Here is a 16,652-nt window from a genome sequence, read left to right as displayed (position 1 = left end):
ATTGCCTTTCATCATTTAAACAATCTGGACTAAGGCAGAGAGGCTATTGACTGTCATAGCTTGAATTGCTTCTTGATTCAGATTCTGAAATTAAGTGAAACTTTACAAAATCTTGCAGAATCAATATCCTACATAAACCGTATTTAACATAATATACAGAGTGTGTTACAAAAAAGCGGATCATCAAGAGGCGAGGGCTTCATAAGCTGCTGATATTTCTTTATTTTCTATCTTTGCGGCCATTGTCGCAAAATGAGACTTTATTTTATCTTCACCCGCTAATTCGGCAATTTTAAACAGCACGTCATCTGACGGAAACTTACCAGTTTCACGCCATTTAACCAACTGTCCTAGGTAAGTATCCCTAACACCAATTTTAGCCGCAGCTTGTCTTATGCTGCCACGCTCTGATGCGCGTGCAATTGCACGAGATAAAAGCTCATCGTAATGCATTAATAAAAACCCATGTTTTGTAGTCACCTGCTTAGAATAGCACCTGTCTCAAAATGAGACAAATACGGTCAAAAAACCAACGCAGTGCACACTAAGCTGTGTGTACTGCACACTAAATTGTGTGTATCGTTTGTCTCGCTGATGTTTTGTAGTCACGCACTTAACAGCAGTAATCATCAAACAGGGTTGTCTCGGTGTGATGGGGGGTGTGCATACCCCCCTGAACATTTAGCCGAACAAGCCTAAACAAACGAGACGACAACCATGATTGCTATAAGTACCATTTCTAAGATGAACAAAGGCTTAACGCCTAATCGCTCAACCCGTCACTTTATTGCACTTCAAGTAGAACGATACCAAGAGATCGCCCAATGGCACCTAGAACACGACAAGCTTAATTCCGCTGTTGAAGCCTTTGGTGTTGTCTGCGCGTATCAGCGTCAAGCTGTTAAGCTTGGTGCGTGATCATGCGGTCATGGTCAGAATCCGAACTTTACGAACAAGCTAAGATCATGCTTAAGTTTGCCAGGCAGGACAGGCTAGCGGCTTGCCCACGTTCGGCAACATTCTGTTTGATCTGCGCTGGTGAGTACCGCCAACGTTTAGCCGCAATGAGGTTAAACAAAGCATGACTCAAGCAGCACCAACCAGTAAAACCAGAGCTGATCGCCCGTTTGCGGCGCTCAATCGGGCGCGTTGGTCGCAATACCTCGAAACCCCATCAGAGCAAGCCGCCTTGCTTAGTCAGTGTGGCCGCGCTACGCAAAAGCGCTTCCTTAAGGATATCGCCAAGTTAATGAGCTGTTTGGTCGATAATATGGAGCTACGCACGCGCAAAATCGGCATGACTACAAGTAATGGTTTCTTCCTCTATACGTGGGAAACTATCGCTAAAAAGTGCGATCTACCGCTTTGGAGAGTCAAACAGTGCGCTGCGCGTGTTATCGAAAACGGTTGGCTTGAGTCTACGCAGCCGCGAGGCATGAAGAACGGCCAAGGCGAATATGTATGCCTTGCCTCAATAAAGCGCGTCACAGAGAAATACTTTGATGTGTTTGGGCTGTTAGCCCCCTACGTAGAAGCCGCTAAAGCTACCACTAAAAAGCTCGTTCGTGAGTCGAAGCAGTGGGGCGTAGCAATCAAATACATATTAACCCCTATCACACTGTTAGATAAATTCAGACGCCGCAAACAAGCCCACAGCAAGACCCCACCACCAAACTGACCCTAAACCATCGTGTTAGCCGCTTAAGTGCGGATTTTAGCGATCACCTATCGCATAAATCGCCTATATATTGAGCGATTTTATCAGTTTAAATTAGATTATTCTTATGCTTGACCAGGAGCAATGCGACTTAATACGGTCAAAAATTGCGCTAACTGTGGATAAGTGTGTGCGTAAGCTGTGACTTGGGGCGAAAACTACTCCGTGTAATATGTCCGAACATTTAAACGCCATAGTTACCTAAGTGTTTTATCTAAAGATAAAAGGTAAGGATTGATTAATGCTTTACCCCTCGCAAGCTTGGGGATAAAGCATTAATCGGAGAATGCCTGACCACTTCCTAGCTGCGCTAGGGGTCAGTCGCGAGCGCGGTACCTGGTTTTGTCTACGACCGTCTAAGCGTGTTTGTAAGCAAGGCTTGGTGTCCCTGCGGGGCTGTTGCTGCGCAACTGTCTGGCAAGAAAGATAAGTCAAATTGAAATCAGCTAACAGCATTGCTACACTGCAAGCGAGACAACCCTCTAACAGAGGGTTAACAACGTGACAGTATCAACCGAACAAGCACAACAAACCGCACAAGCAGAGCCAAAATCGTTAAGAGCGCAATTTAGCGCCCTTATTAGCGGTATGGCTGAAATCGAAAAGATTCCCGTTTTTCGTCCAGACCTCAAAGCAGAGCAAGCCCAACAGCTCACTCAAGATGGTGTTAACCTCACAGGTCAACTCATTGTCACCGTTGAACACCAACAAGCCAGAATTGAAGCTATTGAGGCACGACTCGATCACATCGATCAGGTGGCCGATAAGTTGTTAGCCTGGTTAGACGGTCAAGAGGGTTGGAACCATGAAGAAAGCTAATCCTACGGTAGTAGGTAAGCTAGCTTGTGGTGCTTGTAGTGCCGTGATGGAGGTGCGCGAGCGCTCCAACGGCAAAAAGCTCCTGTATACCTATTGCCCCAATTGTAAAATCGATCAACGTAGCAGTGACCAGGTGCAAGCCTTTTGGCGCAACAATATGGTTGCGCCAAATGCGGAGATCACCACGCTACCCACATCTAACAATCTACCCGTAGCCAACAACCAACCAGAACAAGACACAGGCGTCGAATTAGACGAATGGTCACCAGAGAGTGAGCTTTTAGATAAAGACTCGTCACAGAGCGATTCAGGCGATTCTAGCTCTACAGGTTTATTCATCGGCGGGGCCGTTTTCCTCGTTCTACTTGTTTTAGGCATCAATTCAGCGTCAGGGGCGTCACAATGACCACTAAAAAATCAGTAAAAACACCGAAATCAACCGAAATTCAGACCGAAATGACCGAACTCGATACCGTTTTAGGTACCGAATCGATCACCGAAACAACCGAACTTAATACCGAATTAGGTACCGAATCAATAACCGAAACGGTCACCAAAAACACCGAATTAACGGCATTTATTACCGATTCACAGGCAAAGCCACAGGGCGAAGATAGCTCAACCCCAGCCGAAGAAATAGAGAAGATCACCGCCGCAGCTGCCCGTGTGATGGTGGCGAATGGATTAACGGGTTTGTTAGCGGGGTCATCGCAGTTATTAAAGCTTGATATGAACTTAACGCCGCTTGAAGTCGATAGCTTTGCTAAAGATATGGCCCCGTTGATTGTGAAGTACGGTAATCGAATCGAAGATATGCCGCCCTGGTTGAAAGCGTTGCTTAAACATAAAGTTGAGCTAATTGCTGTCAAAGGTGTGGTCATGCTGGGTGTGTCGCTTCACTTCAAGTACAAGCTTGAAAGAGAAAAACTCGAACTGCAAAAGCAGCAGATGGAGGAAGCTAAACGCGCCGCAGCTGCTAACGAAACACCAGCACAAGAGGCGGCGTAATGAGCGAATTCTATCAGGGCTTTTGGTGGTGTTTTCCGCTGTTTATCATCGGCTTTATCTGTGGTCGGCAGATGCGGCCTAAGAAAATAAAGCTATTTGATGAATCTTGGACGATGTCTTGGCTAATGGCTTGGGCGATATTAGGCATGGTTTCGCTATTTTCTGGTTTCCCAGCTTTAGGTGAATATCATGGCCATTAACAAAAATAACCAACTTAAGGCGCTGCATACTTGCTACACAGCAGGAACGGGCGGGGGTAAGTCGGTTGCTGTTCAATATGCGCGGATGATGCCAAAAAGCCCATGTTTGGCGATTTTCGACCCATACGGTGACTATGTTTATCAAACGGGTAGCGAACTCGATACAGGCTTTTCGGGTAAACGGGTATATCACTACCAAACCAGGGGCGAATTTGCCAAGGCGTTTATGAATGCCTGGGACTCGAAAAAACCGTTTCGGGTAGCCTACATGCCAGCTAAACCGAATCGGGCCGAAATGCTTTGGTTCTGTGAGCTAATGTGGTTGGCATCAGATGGTTTGCGCCGACTCGATATGGTTGTAGAGGAGGTCGCTAAATGGTGTGACACTACTGGTAAAGAGCAAAGCTCGCTGGGCGAATGTTTAACGGGGGGCCGTAAGTTTGGCTTGGTGGTGCATTCGGTATTTCAGCGTTCAACCGAAGTACCTAAAACCATTTTAAGCCAATCGCCGTTTAAGATAATCGGTATGCAAGAGACGATCGCCGATGCCGAACGCATGGCTAAGGAGTGCCGATTGACTATCGAAGATATGGCCGCGCTTGAGCCGCTGCGTTACATAAAAAAGCATCCAGGCTTAACGGGCCTTGTTGAGTCGTTAGATCTGCGCAATGTGTTCGATTAATTTTCACGTATAAGCTCATTCAACTCATCGATAAGCTCATTTTGATAAATGTGTATGTTAGCCAAAAAACAAAAAGCCAGCTTAATTGCTGGCTTTTTTATGCCCGTTCATACCGAAAATGACCGAATTTAACCGAATCGGTGACCGAATTGCGCTTGTTTGATAACCGAATCGCTCTATATGGTTTGGGTTCTCACGTTGAGAAACGTCAACCTTCCCTTGAGGATTTTACAGATGAAAAAGTATTTACCCATTTTCCTAATTGCTAGCGGTGTTGCTGCGTCATTTATTTGGGCGTCTAACAATGTGCGCTCTGTTAAAAAAGTCATCGGCTAAGGAGTATTACAAATGGCACGTACATTAAAAACAATCAGCACTATCTCAGCCGTTGTTGCAGGTGCTCTAGTTACCATTACCTTACCGCTTGGCGCAACGTATGATCAGGTATTGCTTGGTTATACAGGTGTCACCCTGGCACAGATTAAAAACATCCGTGTAAAAGTTAACAACGATGTGATCCAAGAGTTTGCAGACGGTCAAGCGTTAGCCGACTTTAACAAGTATTACAAACGCAACTCGGTAGCAGGTTTGCTTGATTTTTACTTCAAGCAGCCAGAAATGAAAACCCTAGCAGAGCAGCGCATGTTTGGCCTTGGTACTGCTAACGGTATGCCTAAAACCCCTGAACAAGTGCCGCTAATGCCAGCTGTGACCTCGGCAACTATCACATTTGAGATTGATGCTGGCGCAGCTGCACCAAATATCACTTGTTCGGCTATTCAGTCAGATCCTGCGCCGCTAGGTAACATCATTAAGTTTAAGCGTTTCCCGCTTTCGCTTAATGCGGGTACCAATGTCATCGACAATATCCCCAAAGGATTTGATGCACGTATCAAAGCGATCCATATCGTTACCGCTGCCACCGTTGAAAAGATTGTCACCAAGGTTGACGGCACTGAGATTGCTGAACTTAAGCAAACCATTGTCGAAAAGATTCAAGTTGATAATGGTCGTGCGCCACAAGCTGACATTTACACAACTGATTACGTGATGGAAGGGGACATGAAGCAGTCTATTTCACTGTTAAACGTTCGCGATCTACGTTTCCATGTTGAATGCGCAGCGGGTACAGGCGCGTCAACCTATGGCGAAGCCGTTGTTGAATACATCGACACGCTCAAGGGCGCGTAAGGGGGCAACATGGTACCAGTTTATAAGATGGACACCACACAGCCCGTTGTCGGTAGTAACTGGCTTGGAACGGTTCAAGATGGTTTAGATTTTGGCCTCAATACCTGGCTCAAGATTGAGCAAATGAACGCCATGAAAGACGCCAGCGGCGCAGGTCGCAAGGCTATGGATGACACGGTGCAAGTTGAGTCGCCTCAAGTTGTTGAAGTCGTGCAGGTTCCGCAGCCTAACCAAGACCTAGTGCAGCAAGCATTAAGCGGCTTAAAAATCGGCACAGGCTCAATGTTAGCTGTGTTTGGTGGTATCGCTTTCCTTTGGTGGCTATCTAAACGTTAGCTAAGGCGGTAATTGATGAAACATTTTATCTCGTCAATTGCCGCTGCTGTAATAGCAGGGCTAATTGTTAGAGCAATAGCAGGAACAAAAACATGACGATGCCATCTATGAGTAATTCATCTGCTGCCAGTTCTGGCACAGGTGATCAAGCTAACAACGCCGCTTTTCAAGGCGGTAATGTGAATTTTGGTGCAGGTAGCACAGCAAAAGGTATTCCAACATGGCCTTTATTAATCTTATGCGTGATAGCACTTGCAGTGCTGATGAAAAAACCCAAAAGATAATACAGGCCTGGACAACCCTTGCGCCCGCCTGTGGTCGCGACTTGCGCACCATTGAAAGCGAAGTCCGAACAGGTGTGGCGCACCTTTTATGCTTTGATAACGAGTTTTTCGCCGTATTAAGGCCCGAATGCGACATAGGCGAGTTAGTCATAGTGGCGGGGGCTGGTAAAAACTGCGTTAAGCACACCGAGACAATCCACCAAAAAGCGAAGTTAGACGGCTTTATAACAGTAAGGCTTCACACGTTAAAGCCCGATGCAATGCTCAGAATGGGCCGCGCATTGGGTTATCAACGCGCTGAAACCATTCTTAGAGCGGAGTTATAAAAATGGGCTCAAATTCTCGGTCTAACTCCAGTCAGACCACCAATAACACAAGCACCACTTTCGGCATCCAGGGCGATAACCTGGGCATTGTTCTCAATGGTGACGGCAACAACATCATAGACGGTGGCGCGTTTGAAATAGTCGGTCGTTTAGTCGATATACTTCCTGGCATATTTACCGATTCATTAGACACGGTAAATAATGGTTTTGGGACAGTTGAAGAACTCGCCATGATTGGCGCAGACCAAAACGAAAACTTTCTTAATGCAGGGTTAGATCTCTTTGGCGGCGTTGCTAACGCACAAAGCGAAATGATGCAACTCGGCATGAGTTCATTAACCGAAACAGGCTCAATCTTGTCTGATGGTTTTCATGAATTTACTGATGCTAGTCAACGCACCAATGCAGCCGCGCTTGATTTTAGTCAAAGCACGACTGAGACAGCTTTTGATTTTGGCCGTGATGCAATAGACGCCAATACGGGCCTCGCTGAATTGGTCGCCGACTCATTAACGGGTACTGCTGAAAACATGGCCGAGCTAGCCAATGATGCCATGATGCAAAATGCCGATTTATCAGCCGTGTCGATTGATGCGATTGAGAACGCGCATTCAACTAACGCGCAATTGGCCGAACGTGCGATCTCTTCTGCTGAAAATGTGACAGGTGACAGCCAAAAGCTACTCACTAGCGGTTTTAACGACATGCTAGGGCTAATGGAGCGCTTTAGCCGCAGTGACGGCGCAAACCTCGCAGACGGCAATAACAAAACCATTCTCATGCTATTTGGTGGCGTCAGCGTCACCGTGATCATCGTGGCCCTAATCGCTACCAGGAGTAAAAAATGATTTACAACACAGTCATTCATAACGGCTTTGCGCGTTTAGCCGCTGTAGGCAAGTTTTTTGGCTTGGTCAGCGCGGGTGGAATTGTTGAAGTAGAGCTGCTTAAGGTTGGCAAGCAGGTATTTAAATCAAAAATGTGGGTAGGGATGGATCTCAACCACCCTATCGACTTTGATGAAATTGTTATCCGTGGTGATAACGGCGCCATTGAAGTGTGGGCCGCTCAAATATCAATGAGTCAAAGCCGCTATTCAAATTCTGGCGCCAAGGCTCTTAGAACGAACAAGATGTTAGTTAATGGGAGTGTTCAATTAACGGGGGCAGATTTAACACGAACAGCCGTAAGAGTTCGCACTAATAAAGATATTTATATTGGTGGTGCTGCGGTGTCTGGGCTTGGGTGGCGTCTAGCTGCTGGCTCTGTTGAAGAGTTTCCCGTTGCGGGTGGCTTGTTCGCATTCAAAGAGCCGCCAGCGTTGAGCATTGCCAGCTCTAGCTATGTAGGCGAATTTAGCGATTTTGTTGTGGCTGGTGCTAAGTCTGAGTTTTTTTATGAGTCAGATGATGGGGCGGTGCGCTTGTCTCATGCTTTCAATACATTCCCAAAAATATCAATTGACGGCGGCGCATGGGAACCTCACCCAGCATTCACAACGCTTGCTTTAACGTCAGGGAACTCAATAAAAAGCCCTATTACTGATTCGTTTTTCTTTGTACGAATGACGGGCAGTAATGGCACGAGTTCATTTTCATATTGCCAATACACGATTTACGAGTCTAGAGATGGTGGCCGCACATTTAGTCAGTATGCGTTTATTGATGCAAATACCAAAGTAAGCCAAGACGTTATTAATAATTCAACAACGTCACTTAAATTAACGTTAATTGGAAATATTCTTAGCATTAGTCAAAGCGGTATTTGCATCGGTTTTAATGTTGTTACGAAAGAATGGGACGCAATCGGCGGCGGCGAGATTGAGGGCAGTGTGGCCAACGGTTCATTATTCAATGGCGCTGCATTCTTATCAGATGATTTTAGCCAAATTATCTATCTTTCTCAGTGGGATGCAAAGTTAAGGAGAAGCGGCGATCGCGGCAATAACTGGCAGGAGTTAGGCGGTCGAACATTCTCAGCTGTGCGGTTTGATTCAAACTTGCATTTTATGGCTATAAAAGACAGCTCAAGCAAAAGAATCATGCTTTCAAATGATGGGGGCTTGTCGTTTGTTGAAAGCACAGAAGCTGCGCCAAACGGCGCAGAAGATTACCCAAGTTACATAGGTGACGGGCTTTATCTTAAGTTCACTGCGCAATATTTAAAATCGCTAAAGCTAAATAGTGTTACGGCTCAAGTTGATATAGAAGTTGCGGCAGATACGCACGCGCCAAGCGAAGCTAGCGTTCAAGACGGCGGTTTCATTACTAATTCAGGTGTTGTTTACCGTTTTATGAATGTGGATGATGCAACATATCGCCGTGTTGATAAGTGGCAACTCGACTTAAAAGGCGATTTAACACCCGCAGTTGTCGAAGTCATGGAGCTTTTAAGCTAATGCGCGCCCTGGCATTCGCCTCAGTAGGAGCCGCCGCGCTAGCCTTGTTAGCGTGGCGCATTTGGCCGCTTAGTACAGGCCGCGCCACTGATGCAACAACTGTCACCCCCAAGCCCGTTAACCCTGTAACGAGCGGCCTAGACTACCTCAATTTTGACTTTAATAAACTACTGTCGGGAGACAGCAATATGACGCAGAAAAAACCAACCACAAAGCCTTATGAACAGGCTGGCGGTAGCCCGATCCCCCGTGGCATTGCCAACAATAACCCGCTTAATATTCGTGAAAATGCGCAAGTTGATTACGATTGGAACGGTGAACACGCACAAGATTTAGACGCAAGTTTTGAAGAGTTCACCACCCCGTTTTGGGGTATTCGTGCAGCTGCGCGGATCATGCGCAACTATGACCGTAAATATGGCTTCAATACTATTGAAACCATTATCAACCGATGGGCCCCCCCAGAAGATGACAATCACACTGAAAACTATATTGCATTTGTGGCGAATAAAGCAGGCGTTCACCCACAATCAACGCTATCTGCTGCCGATTATCCAAAAGTAGTCGCGGCTATGATTCATTTTGAAAACGGATATAACCCTTATGACCAAGCAACTATTGAACAAGCAGTCATTGCAGGGCTTGAGTAATGGCCTGATCGCCATAGCGGTGATCTATGGCGTCTACAAACTCAGCCAAGGGCTAAACCGAATGGACAAAGCCGCAGAGATAGCAACACAGCCGATTGGACAAGCCTGGTCTGATGCTAGTGCCTGGTTAGGAGGTTATCGGCCCGTTGAAGTCACCGACTTAGTTATTCAACCCTGGTACATGATAGGCAACCAAATAAGTGATGATGCGTATGAAGTGCTATTACGTAACTATCCTGATTTATTGCCACAGCTTTTCGATGGTCGGACACTCAAACGCGAGTACCGTCATTTAATCGGTAAACCGATAGGGGGGCTTTAACATGGGATGGTTAAAATCAGTTCTAAGCTTTCTGACTAACCCGATTGCCGACCTTACAGGCGGTTATCGCGAGCGTCAGCGTATTGCAGCCGAAATGACCGCAGATGTAGCCACCGCCGAGAACAACCTTAAGATAGCGAAGTTCAACGCCAAAGCGAAGCGATTAGAGAAACAAGAAGATAACGACTTCAATTATGACCAACAGGTACTTGAGAACGATGCTAACAGCGTGTTTCCTGAAATAGTTAAGCTCTATTTTATTGTGATCTTCTCACTTCACTTTATCCCCCAAATGCAGCCTTACATGGCCAAAGGGTGGGAAGCAGTCAGGGCCGCGCCCTGGTACTTTGAATTTATCATGATCGGGCTAGTTGTTAGCACGTTTGGCCTAATGCGTTTATTCCGCGCATTTTGGCGGCAAAAAGAGGAGAAAAAGCCTCATGAACGATAAAGCAGTAGAACTATTAAAAGCCAGCGGAGCAGGGGGGCTAGGCGTTGTGCTGTTCGTCATGATGCTAAACCTGCAAACAACCATGAATGAGCAATCGAACATGATGTCAGATCAAAAAGAAGCGCTAACCAAGCTAATCACCGACATTGATAAACGAGTCGTAGCGCTAGAAGTCAAAGAAAGAGAAGGGTATCGTTATGTTCGACAATCTTCCAACTAACTTTGCAGTCGATGTAAGAACGCCCGATCCCGTGGTTGTGAAAGTACAACCAAGCTCAGCGTTATTATTTATCCTGGGCGCACTGGTACTTGTTGCAGCTGGTTGGGTAAAGCGGCGTTAGCACGTTAAAACCAAGATAAAAAAGCCGTCCATAAGGGCGGTTTTTTTTCATCTAGCTAAACGCTATCAGTCTCTTTATAATAAAAGTAAGTAATAGAGAGGTAACCCCATGAAAAAACTTACACCAGAAGAAGCGTTAAAGGTAACAAAAGGCATTTCACTACAACGTGAACGGTCAGGGTTTTCTATTGCTGATATGGATAAAACATTTGTATTCGCCAGCAATCAAGAAGCCAATATCGCAGCGAGTAAGGTAAAGAAGAATTTTGATAAAACCATTAAAGAGCTAGCGAACCGGTGAAGTTACTCGATCACAATCAAATCGCCAAGATTCATGATGAAATCATGGATAGCGAACCCGGCTTGGTGTGTGAGTACTCATTAGATAAAATTGATTCTATCGTTGGGCGTATTCAAAACATTATTACCTACGATGAGACATTTAATCCTGATGTATTCAACATAGCGGCCCTGTATGCTGAAGCAATTGCGGTTGGCCATGCTTTTCCTGATGGTAATAAACGGACTGCCTTTGTCGTATCGATGACTATTTTGCAGCTAAACGATATATTTCCAAGCACAATTCAAACTGCATTAGATGCGTTAAAAGAGTCAGAATCTGTTCAGTACCCAACAGAATTGCTAGTACTGTTAGCAGAGAAAAAGATTAACAGAAAGCATTTAGCTAATGTTTACTCAATGCTTGTATTTATAGGGGCCGCAGGCTTTGGCGTATTTACAATAGTCGATATAATTAAAAAACTTATGAAATAGCCGCTAATCAGCGGCTTTTTTTATCACTTCCCAGAATGAAACCGCTTAACAAAATCGGGTTCTCTATCTCGCCAGGGTTTAAAATTGCGGGGCTTATTAATAAGCTTATCAGCAGTAGGCACGCGCTCTAATGTTTCGCACATTACATCAAGTTCCCATGCCTGGACCACATAGCCGCTAGGCGTAACCAGCGAACCACCAAAGATAAAAAAGCCGTCCCAATGGTTGTTACATGGCATAAAACCGCTAGCAGCGATATCCAGCAGCCGCAGCGCAGTGCTATTAGTCGGCTTTCCCTCATTGATCCATCTATAAGCAGTGGCTTTAGTGACACCAAAGTAATCACAAATTAAGCGGGGATCATCGTTAAACAACGTCTTAAACTTTACGGCATGGCTGTATGAGTACAGATAATTGTGCGCGTTCCTGAAATTAAACAGCATTATAACTTCCTTTTTTTATAATAATTTCAAATAACGAATGAAGATTCGTTATCAGGAGGTTATAACGGTGTTCATCAGAAAAACTTGATGTAATGGCTTTAATTTGGGTTTGGTGTGTTGAACGTTGAAAAAGTGTGACTAATGGTTTTAAATGCGCGTGGTGACTAGAGTTTTTGTTCTGCATTTGTAAGTTATTGAATGTCAACAACATAGAGTTACTGTATTTAACATAATATACATTGTGCGCAGTCCTATGTGTGAGGATAAAGAGGTGCCGATACAATGACAATATGGAATCTCGATGATGCCATCATTATGGCATGGCTGCTAATTCCAACGTCATCGTCCGCGTTGCAACTAACATTTTGTATAACACTGCTTTCAGCCGCTTTAGCAATTGCTTCTATCAAGATGCATTACATACCATCTGTCGCACCGAAAGCCCTTTTGTGATCCATTGGCATTGACCTGTAATGATCAACTAACTCTACCTTTTATAGCAACTCATCCAATAACACTAAGTATCCATCTGGTAATAGACTGAATGACGGCAAACTCTATATTTACAAACTCTAGATAGCATTATCTATTTACGCTCTCGAAATATGCTGATGCAAAACGCGATTTCTATCATTGTGGGCGCTTTATGCGCGTCGCTACGCGAAATCTGACAACTAACTACCCGACAACTTAAATTTCGTGAGCGTAGCGACGCCTAATATCTGTTACTTTTCATACTTCACTTAGTATCTTAGACAAATTATTATCCATAGTTATCCAGCTTAGGATGCTTCAGCGTCTTTGGCTTTTTAACATGGTGGTTAGGTAAACATGTTAGCTACCTAGTTGAGGACTTAATTGAGGAGTTTAATTACTCCTTTCTGTACAGAGTTAACGGTCGACCCCTAAATAATGTAACGCGTCTTAAGGTCAAAGCATTCGTCCTGATAGCTAGAAATCTACGTCAAAGCTGGCTTGCATTTATCTAATCGGGCGATGGTAATAGTCACTATGTAACAGTGCAAATGGCATTACAGTACTAAAACGATAACTTGTATGGTGTTATTGTGTCATCTAGATATATGCAAGAGCATTGCACTAATAGATGCTCATTACTTTGTGTTCAAATGCCGATAATGATACTTATCGGCATTTACTCATCATAGAATAAAAAATAGTCGCCCGGTCATCATAACCCGATAAAAGCTAGGTACGTGTAAGGGTTATTGTTAATAATATAGATCTTCAAACATTATGATTCCCTCACTGACTTCATTCGATTCCCGCTAGGTTATCTAATGGTTTGTTGGCTTTACTTTGATGGCGCTCGGCTTGCGTCGTGTGTAGGTATTGAGACGTCGTATCAATACTTTCATGCCCGGCATCGGCTTGAACATGTGATAATGGCCTCCCATGAAGATTGATATCATGGGTAATACCTGTGTGCCTAATACTGTGCGCGCTTAACTGCCTCATTGATATAGCATCTTGAATCATGCCATCTTGTTCAGCACTGTTTGCCGCCAGATCAATGATCTTTTGTACATCGTCGCGTACTTGCCTAATGCCAAGGTTTGCATTGACAAGACCAACTTCCCTTCCGCGACCAGCCGCTCTATGCCTTACAAATAGAGGTGTTTGCTCTTTATATGAAGGTAATTCACTCAAGTTAAGAAAACGTCGGTAATGTTTCAATGCATCAAGTATCGCATTAGATATAGGTATCACCCGACGCTTACCGCCTTTGCTTTTGGGAATATGGAAACTCCAAATTCCCGTTTGGACATTTTGAATAAACTGCCCCATTATTGGCGTGTACCCTGCTCTAGCGCTAACGTCAGAGATCCGCAAATAGCAGCCATACATAAGCTTAATTAAAAAAACACTGCGTTGAAATGATGCAGGTTCTTGCTTTGCTAACTTTTCAACCGTTTCCAAAACATAGGACCATTGCAATTCGGAAAATGCCTGGCTGGCGCTATCGTCTTCAGATACCTGGTACTTATGTTTATGCGCAAAGCGTGAATGATTCAGCCACGCTTGTGAAGGGTTTCGTTCGCAATAGTCCTCCGCCATCAAAAAACCATAAAAAGATGACAAGATAGCCATCTTTGTTTTCAAAGCATTATCACTTAACTGATAAGGCACCCTATCACCAAATTGTTTTTTGCCGACGAACGGTAGCCACTTTGGATTAGGAACTCGTTCGCCAAGCAACTTATCTAACTTAAATTGGGCAACATTATGATCACCGATAAGATTGGCTGGTGGAGATTGGCAATATGCGACAAATTTGTCGATATCTCGTCGAGACACGACTGATGGAGATAATTTTGCTACATCAAAACACCAATGCAAGAAGCAGGTTAACTCGCTTCGATAGCTTTTATAGCTGTTTTCATTATCACGCTGGGAAAATAGCAGATCGTTGGCTAATTCGTAGACTAACCCTGCATCTGTAACACGACTTATACTTATCTGAGTAATGTACTGGTTAACAATAGCATTGCCCTGCTCTACATATTCTCGAGCTTCAAATAACGGCATAACCACTGGTAAGTTTAACTGAACAGATTGAGCACTATTCTTCATCGGAGGCCTTATGTTTCTAACGGCTTTGTTCTGCGGAGGATACGCGTATGGGTCAAATCGGCTCTAGGCTTGGGTCACCGCTTATAAAGACCAAAAGGAAACCATTAATCAGTGTCACCGCACTGCGCGTCACTTTGTTTAGCGATAAACGTCACCATTAATTTAATTGGAATCATTAGCCAATAGTTGCGGCAACTAAATGATTATACCTATAAATGTTGTCATTACGTAATAGTGTTAATCGATGAAATAGACACCAACTAGTCTGTCCAAGTCCTTTTTAAACCCTCCATAACAACAGCCAAATATCCCATCCAGTGATCGATAATGGCAGCAATAGTTCAATGTGTACAAACCAGTTTATAACCCTTACATAAATATGGTCTTTAGGAAAAAGAATTAGATAAATCTGATGAATTTAGCGTTTGGCCAACAAAAATCAGATATTTCATCGACAAACGCCTGTTAAAATTTTTTGGTGTTCTACAATAATTGATAGGGATTTTATTTATTAAACCTGCTTGAGGAAGTCGAATGCTGATAGATATGGCAAAAAAGAGCCCACTTTTCGCTGGCCGTAAAAAAGAGCCAGAAAAAGACTCAGGTCCAGCTTGGCGCATACTGATAGTAGATGATGAACCCGATGTTCATACTGTGACTAAACTAGCGCTATCTCGTTTTCGATTAGACAACCGACCTATAGAATTTATAAACGCCTACAGCGGTGAGGAAGCTAAAACAATATTATCAAAAGAAAATAACGTAGCCATGGCCTTCGTTGATGTAGTAATGGAAAGCGATCATGCCGGCCTAGAGTTAGTGCGTTGGATAAGAGAGGAGAATAAAAACAAATCAATTCGATTGATTCTGCGTACTGGCCAACCAGGCCAAGCTCCAGAGGAAGATGTCATCGTTAATTACGATATCAATGATTACAAAGCAAAAGCCGAACTTGATTCGAGAAAGCTCATCACCAGCGTTTACTCAGCGCTGCGCTCATACCGAGATATTATGGAAATTGAGCAAGCGAAGGTTGCACAAATCAAATATCGCGAAGGACTAGAGCGAGTCGTCAAAGCCACCTCTGGCCTGTTTGAACTCAGAACCCTACATAATTTTGCAGACGGGCTGCTCACCCAGGTCGCAAACCTACTAAACCTTGACAATGAAACACTCATTTTAAGCTGCAATGCGATAGATGCAATGAGTGAGGTGGTTAATACTGATCGGCTACATATTTTAGCTGGTACCGGTCAGTTCGCAGGCCATCAAGATAAACCAATACCCAATGCGATAGAGAGATTGTTAAAACAGGCGTTAAACGAAAAACGTTGCCTCTATGAAGAGGATATTTTCGTGGGTTACTTTCCTGCCAAAAGTGGTTGGATAAACCTCCTCTATATGGATAACATCCACACCATTAGCGACCTTGATAAGAAACTTATCGACATATTTGCGGTGAATGTTGGCGTCGCTTTTGAGAACTTGCTGCTTAATAAGGAGTTAGAAGACACGCAATCAGAGCTGATTTTTCGTTTAGGTGATGTGGTAGAAAGCCGTTCAAAGGAAGCTGCTAACCATGTTAAACGGATGGCAGAATACAGCTACCAACTGGCGCTGCTTGCTGGTCTGGGCGAGCAACAGGCCGATTTAATCAAACACGCCTCTCCAATGCACGACATTGGTAAAATCGCTACACCTGATGCTGTGTTGCTTAAGCCTGGTAAGCTTAACGATGAAGAGTGGGCAATCATGCGTCAGCATCCTGCAATAGGTCATCAAATACTGGGCAATTCTGAACGACCCATTTTAAATGCCGCGGCGACGATATCACTGCAACACCATGAGAAGTTTGACGGTTCAGGTTACCCATCTGGCTTACGTGGTGAGCAGATCCATATCTTTGCTCGGATTGTTGCGATAGCAGATGTATTTGACGCACTTTCTCACGCTCGATGTTACAAACCAGCTTGGCCAATAGAAGATGTTGTTGAGGAGATCCGTCAAAGTTCGGGTAGCCATTTTGACCCAGCATTGGCTCAGCTATTTATCGACAATATCGATATATTCAATAAGGTGCGCGTTGAACTGTCAGACGATAGTTAAGTCGATAATGAGT

General features: G+C 44.4%; 23 protein-coding genes. 20 read left to right on the top strand and 3 right to left on the bottom strand.

Annotated features, from left to right (window positions below; genetic code table 11):
• Nucleotides 1-183: 183 nt before the first annotated feature.
• Entirely contained in the window at nucleotides 184-453 is a 270-nt protein-coding gene (locus BEL05_RS19620; protein WP_069672139.1) for a hypothetical protein, read from the bottom strand.
• A 264-nt stretch (nucleotides 454-717) separates the two neighbouring features.
• On the opposite strand from BEL05_RS19620, the gene BEL05_RS19615 reads away from it, so the two are divergent.
• The 19 genes from BEL05_RS19615 to BEL05_RS19530 all read left to right on the top strand — a co-directional run bounded on the left by BEL05_RS19615 (nucleotide 718) and on the right by BEL05_RS19530 (nucleotide 11,498).
• Entirely contained in the window at nucleotides 718-918 is a 201-nt protein-coding gene (locus BEL05_RS19615) for a hypothetical protein (RefSeq protein WP_069672138.1), read from the top strand.
• Between the two features lie 163 nt (nucleotides 919-1,081).
• Nucleotides 1,082-1,678, top strand: coding sequence for a hypothetical protein (locus tag BEL05_RS19610; protein ID WP_069672137.1), 597 nt, complete (start codon nucleotides 1,082-1,084; stop codon nucleotides 1,676-1,678).
• Between the two features lie 540 nt (nucleotides 1,679-2,218).
• Nucleotides 2,219-2,536 (top strand): hypothetical protein, encoded by a 318-nt coding sequence (locus BEL05_RS19605; protein WP_069672136.1) that lies wholly within the window; start codon nucleotides 2,219-2,221, stop codon nucleotides 2,534-2,536.
• Nucleotides 2,523-2,942: a hypothetical protein gene (locus tag BEL05_RS19600; RefSeq protein WP_069672135.1), complete on the top strand. Its 420-nt coding sequence runs from the start codon at nucleotides 2,523-2,525 to the stop codon at nucleotides 2,940-2,942. Before BEL05_RS19605 ends, BEL05_RS19600 begins: the two co-directional genes overlap by 14 nt.
• A complete protein-coding gene (locus tag BEL05_RS19595) occupies nucleotides 2,939-3,544 on the top strand; it encodes a hypothetical protein (protein ID WP_069672134.1) in 606 nt (201 codons plus the stop codon). Before BEL05_RS19600 ends, BEL05_RS19595 begins: the two co-directional genes overlap by 4 nt.
• Complete coding sequence (locus tag BEL05_RS19590) at nucleotides 3,544-3,744, top strand: hypothetical protein (RefSeq protein WP_069672133.1); 201 nt, start codon at nucleotides 3,544-3,546, stop codon at nucleotides 3,742-3,744. The genes BEL05_RS19595 and BEL05_RS19590 overlap by 1 nt, the downstream gene beginning before the upstream one ends.
• A complete protein-coding gene (locus BEL05_RS19585; protein WP_069672132.1) occupies nucleotides 3,734-4,426 on the top strand; it encodes a hypothetical protein in 693 nt (230 codons plus the stop codon). The genes BEL05_RS19590 and BEL05_RS19585 overlap by 11 nt, the downstream gene beginning before the upstream one ends.
• 348 nt (nucleotides 4,427-4,774) lie before the next feature.
• Entirely contained in the window at nucleotides 4,775-5,617 is an 843-nt protein-coding gene (locus tag BEL05_RS19580) for a major capsid protein P2 (RefSeq protein ID WP_069672131.1), read from the top strand.
• Nucleotides 5,618-5,626: 9 nt separating this feature from the next.
• Nucleotides 5,627-5,953 carry a hypothetical protein gene (locus BEL05_RS19575; protein ID WP_069672130.1) on the top strand — a complete coding sequence of 109 codons (327 nt, stop codon included), beginning with the start codon at nucleotides 5,627-5,629 and terminating at the stop codon, nucleotides 5,951-5,953.
• Between the two features lie 92 nt (nucleotides 5,954-6,045).
• A complete protein-coding gene (locus BEL05_RS21105; RefSeq protein WP_175427355.1) occupies nucleotides 6,046-6,237 on the top strand; it encodes a hypothetical protein in 192 nt (63 codons plus the stop codon).
• Nucleotides 6,174-6,563, top strand: coding sequence for a hypothetical protein (locus tag BEL05_RS19570; RefSeq protein ID WP_245687033.1), 390 nt, complete (start codon nucleotides 6,174-6,176; stop codon nucleotides 6,561-6,563). The genes BEL05_RS21105 and BEL05_RS19570 overlap by 64 nt, the downstream gene beginning before the upstream one ends.
• Before the next feature lie 2 nt (nucleotides 6,564-6,565).
• A complete protein-coding gene (locus BEL05_RS19565) occupies nucleotides 6,566-7,411 on the top strand; it encodes a hypothetical protein (protein ID WP_069672129.1) in 846 nt (281 codons plus the stop codon).
• The gene (locus BEL05_RS19560) at nucleotides 7,408-8,961 is read left to right on the top strand and encodes a hypothetical protein (RefSeq protein ID WP_069672128.1); all 1,554 of its coding nucleotides are present in this window, start codon (nucleotides 7,408-7,410) and stop codon (nucleotides 8,959-8,961) included. Before BEL05_RS19565 ends, BEL05_RS19560 begins: the two co-directional genes overlap by 4 nt.
• On the top strand, nucleotides 8,961-9,611 hold the full coding sequence (locus BEL05_RS19555; RefSeq protein ID WP_083250399.1) for a hypothetical protein: 651 nt from the start codon (nucleotides 8,961-8,963) through the stop codon (nucleotides 9,609-9,611). The genes BEL05_RS19560 and BEL05_RS19555 overlap by 1 nt, the downstream gene beginning before the upstream one ends.
• Nucleotides 9,565-9,933 carry a hypothetical protein gene (locus BEL05_RS19550; RefSeq protein WP_069672127.1) on the top strand — a complete coding sequence of 123 codons (369 nt, stop codon included), beginning with the start codon at nucleotides 9,565-9,567 and terminating at the stop codon, nucleotides 9,931-9,933. The genes BEL05_RS19555 and BEL05_RS19550 overlap by 47 nt, the downstream gene beginning before the upstream one ends.
• Nucleotide 9,934: 1 nt before the next feature.
• A complete protein-coding gene (locus BEL05_RS19545) occupies nucleotides 9,935-10,384 on the top strand; it encodes a hypothetical protein (protein WP_069672126.1) in 450 nt (149 codons plus the stop codon).
• On the top strand, nucleotides 10,374-10,604 hold the full coding sequence (locus BEL05_RS19540) for a hypothetical protein (RefSeq protein ID WP_069672125.1): 231 nt from the start codon (nucleotides 10,374-10,376) through the stop codon (nucleotides 10,602-10,604). The genes BEL05_RS19545 and BEL05_RS19540 overlap by 11 nt, the downstream gene beginning before the upstream one ends.
• A 229-nt stretch (nucleotides 10,605-10,833) precedes the next feature.
• A complete protein-coding gene (locus tag BEL05_RS19535; protein WP_069672124.1) occupies nucleotides 10,834-11,025 on the top strand; it encodes a hypothetical protein in 192 nt (63 codons plus the stop codon).
• On the top strand, nucleotides 11,022-11,498 hold the full coding sequence (locus BEL05_RS19530) for a type II toxin-antitoxin system death-on-curing family toxin (RefSeq protein ID WP_069672123.1): 477 nt from the start codon (nucleotides 11,022-11,024) through the stop codon (nucleotides 11,496-11,498). Before BEL05_RS19535 ends, BEL05_RS19530 begins: the two co-directional genes overlap by 4 nt.
• A 23-nt stretch (nucleotides 11,499-11,521) precedes the next feature.
• Here BEL05_RS19530 and BEL05_RS19525 read toward each other — a convergent pair whose 3' ends face one another.
• Nucleotides 11,522-11,941: a DNA-binding protein gene (locus BEL05_RS19525; protein ID WP_069672122.1), complete on the bottom strand. Its 420-nt coding sequence runs from the start codon at nucleotides 11,939-11,941 to the stop codon at nucleotides 11,522-11,524.
• Nucleotides 11,942-13,213: 1,272 nt separating this feature from the next.
• Nucleotides 13,214-14,533: a tyrosine-type recombinase/integrase gene (locus BEL05_RS19520; RefSeq protein WP_069672121.1), complete on the bottom strand. Its 1,320-nt coding sequence runs from the start codon at nucleotides 14,531-14,533 to the stop codon at nucleotides 13,214-13,216.
• A 534-nt stretch (nucleotides 14,534-15,067) separates the two neighbouring features.
• Between BEL05_RS19520 and BEL05_RS19515 the strand changes: the two genes are divergently transcribed.
• Entirely contained in the window at nucleotides 15,068-16,639 is a 1,572-nt protein-coding gene (locus BEL05_RS19515) for a DUF3369 domain-containing protein (protein ID WP_028765108.1), read from the top strand.
• Nucleotides 16,640-16,652 lie beyond the last annotated feature (13 nt).

It is taken from the genome of Shewanella colwelliana, assembly GCF_001735525.1.
GTDB classification, from domain to species: Bacteria; Pseudomonadota; Gammaproteobacteria; order Enterobacterales; family Shewanellaceae; genus Shewanella; species Shewanella colwelliana.
The sequence above is the reverse complement of the archived record's forward strand: the minus strand, read 5'-3'. Positions and strand labels throughout refer to the sequence as shown.

Bases quoted from the DNA above. Each gene is read 5' to 3' on its own strand.
- BEL05_RS19620 (WP_069672139.1), bottom strand. From the start codon at position 453: ATGCATTACGATGAGCTTTTATCTCGTGCAATTGCACGCGCATCAGAG.
- BEL05_RS19615 (WP_069672138.1), top strand. From the start codon at position 718: ATGATTGCTATAAGTACCATTTCTAAGATGAACAAAGGCTTAACGCCT.
- BEL05_RS19610 (WP_069672137.1), top strand. From the start codon at position 1,082: ATGACTCAAGCAGCACCAACCAGTAAAACCAGAGCTGATCGCCCGTTT.
- BEL05_RS19600 (WP_069672135.1), top strand. From the start codon at position 2,523: ATGAAGAAAGCTAATCCTACGGTAGTAGGTAAGCTAGCTTGTGGTGCT.
- BEL05_RS19595 (WP_069672134.1), top strand. From the start codon at position 2,939: ATGACCACTAAAAAATCAGTAAAAACACCGAAATCAACCGAAATTCAG.
- BEL05_RS19590 (WP_069672133.1), top strand. From the start codon at position 3,544: ATGAGCGAATTCTATCAGGGCTTTTGGTGGTGTTTTCCGCTGTTTATC.
- BEL05_RS19585 (WP_069672132.1), top strand. From the start codon at position 3,734: ATGGCCATTAACAAAAATAACCAACTTAAGGCGCTGCATACTTGCTAC.
- BEL05_RS19580 (WP_069672131.1), top strand. From the start codon at position 4,775: ATGGCACGTACATTAAAAACAATCAGCACTATCTCAGCCGTTGTTGCA.
- BEL05_RS19575 (WP_069672130.1), top strand. From the start codon at position 5,627: ATGGTACCAGTTTATAAGATGGACACCACACAGCCCGTTGTCGGTAGT.
- BEL05_RS21105 (WP_175427355.1), top strand. From the start codon at position 6,046: ATGACGATGCCATCTATGAGTAATTCATCTGCTGCCAGTTCTGGCACA.
- BEL05_RS19570 (WP_245687033.1), top strand. From the start codon at position 6,174: ATGGCCTTTATTAATCTTATGCGTGATAGCACTTGCAGTGCTGATGAA.
- BEL05_RS19565 (WP_069672129.1), top strand. From the start codon at position 6,566: ATGGGCTCAAATTCTCGGTCTAACTCCAGTCAGACCACCAATAACACA.
- BEL05_RS19560 (WP_069672128.1), top strand. From the start codon at position 7,408: ATGATTTACAACACAGTCATTCATAACGGCTTTGCGCGTTTAGCCGCT.
- BEL05_RS19555 (WP_083250399.1), top strand. From the start codon at position 8,961: ATGCGCGCCCTGGCATTCGCCTCAGTAGGAGCCGCCGCGCTAGCCTTG.
- BEL05_RS19550 (WP_069672127.1), top strand. From the start codon at position 9,565: ATGACCAAGCAACTATTGAACAAGCAGTCATTGCAGGGCTTGAGTAAT.
- BEL05_RS19545 (WP_069672126.1), top strand. From the start codon at position 9,935: ATGGGATGGTTAAAATCAGTTCTAAGCTTTCTGACTAACCCGATTGCC.
- BEL05_RS19540 (WP_069672125.1), top strand. From the start codon at position 10,374: ATGAACGATAAAGCAGTAGAACTATTAAAAGCCAGCGGAGCAGGGGGG.
- BEL05_RS19535 (WP_069672124.1), top strand. From the start codon at position 10,834: ATGAAAAAACTTACACCAGAAGAAGCGTTAAAGGTAACAAAAGGCATT.
- BEL05_RS19525 (WP_069672122.1), bottom strand. From the start codon at position 11,941: ATGCTGTTTAATTTCAGGAACGCGCACAATTATCTGTACTCATACAGC.
- BEL05_RS19520 (WP_069672121.1), bottom strand. From the start codon at position 14,533: ATGAAGAATAGTGCTCAATCTGTTCAGTTAAACTTACCAGTGGTTATG.
- BEL05_RS19515 (WP_028765108.1), top strand. From the start codon at position 15,068: ATGCTGATAGATATGGCAAAAAAGAGCCCACTTTTCGCTGGCCGTAAA.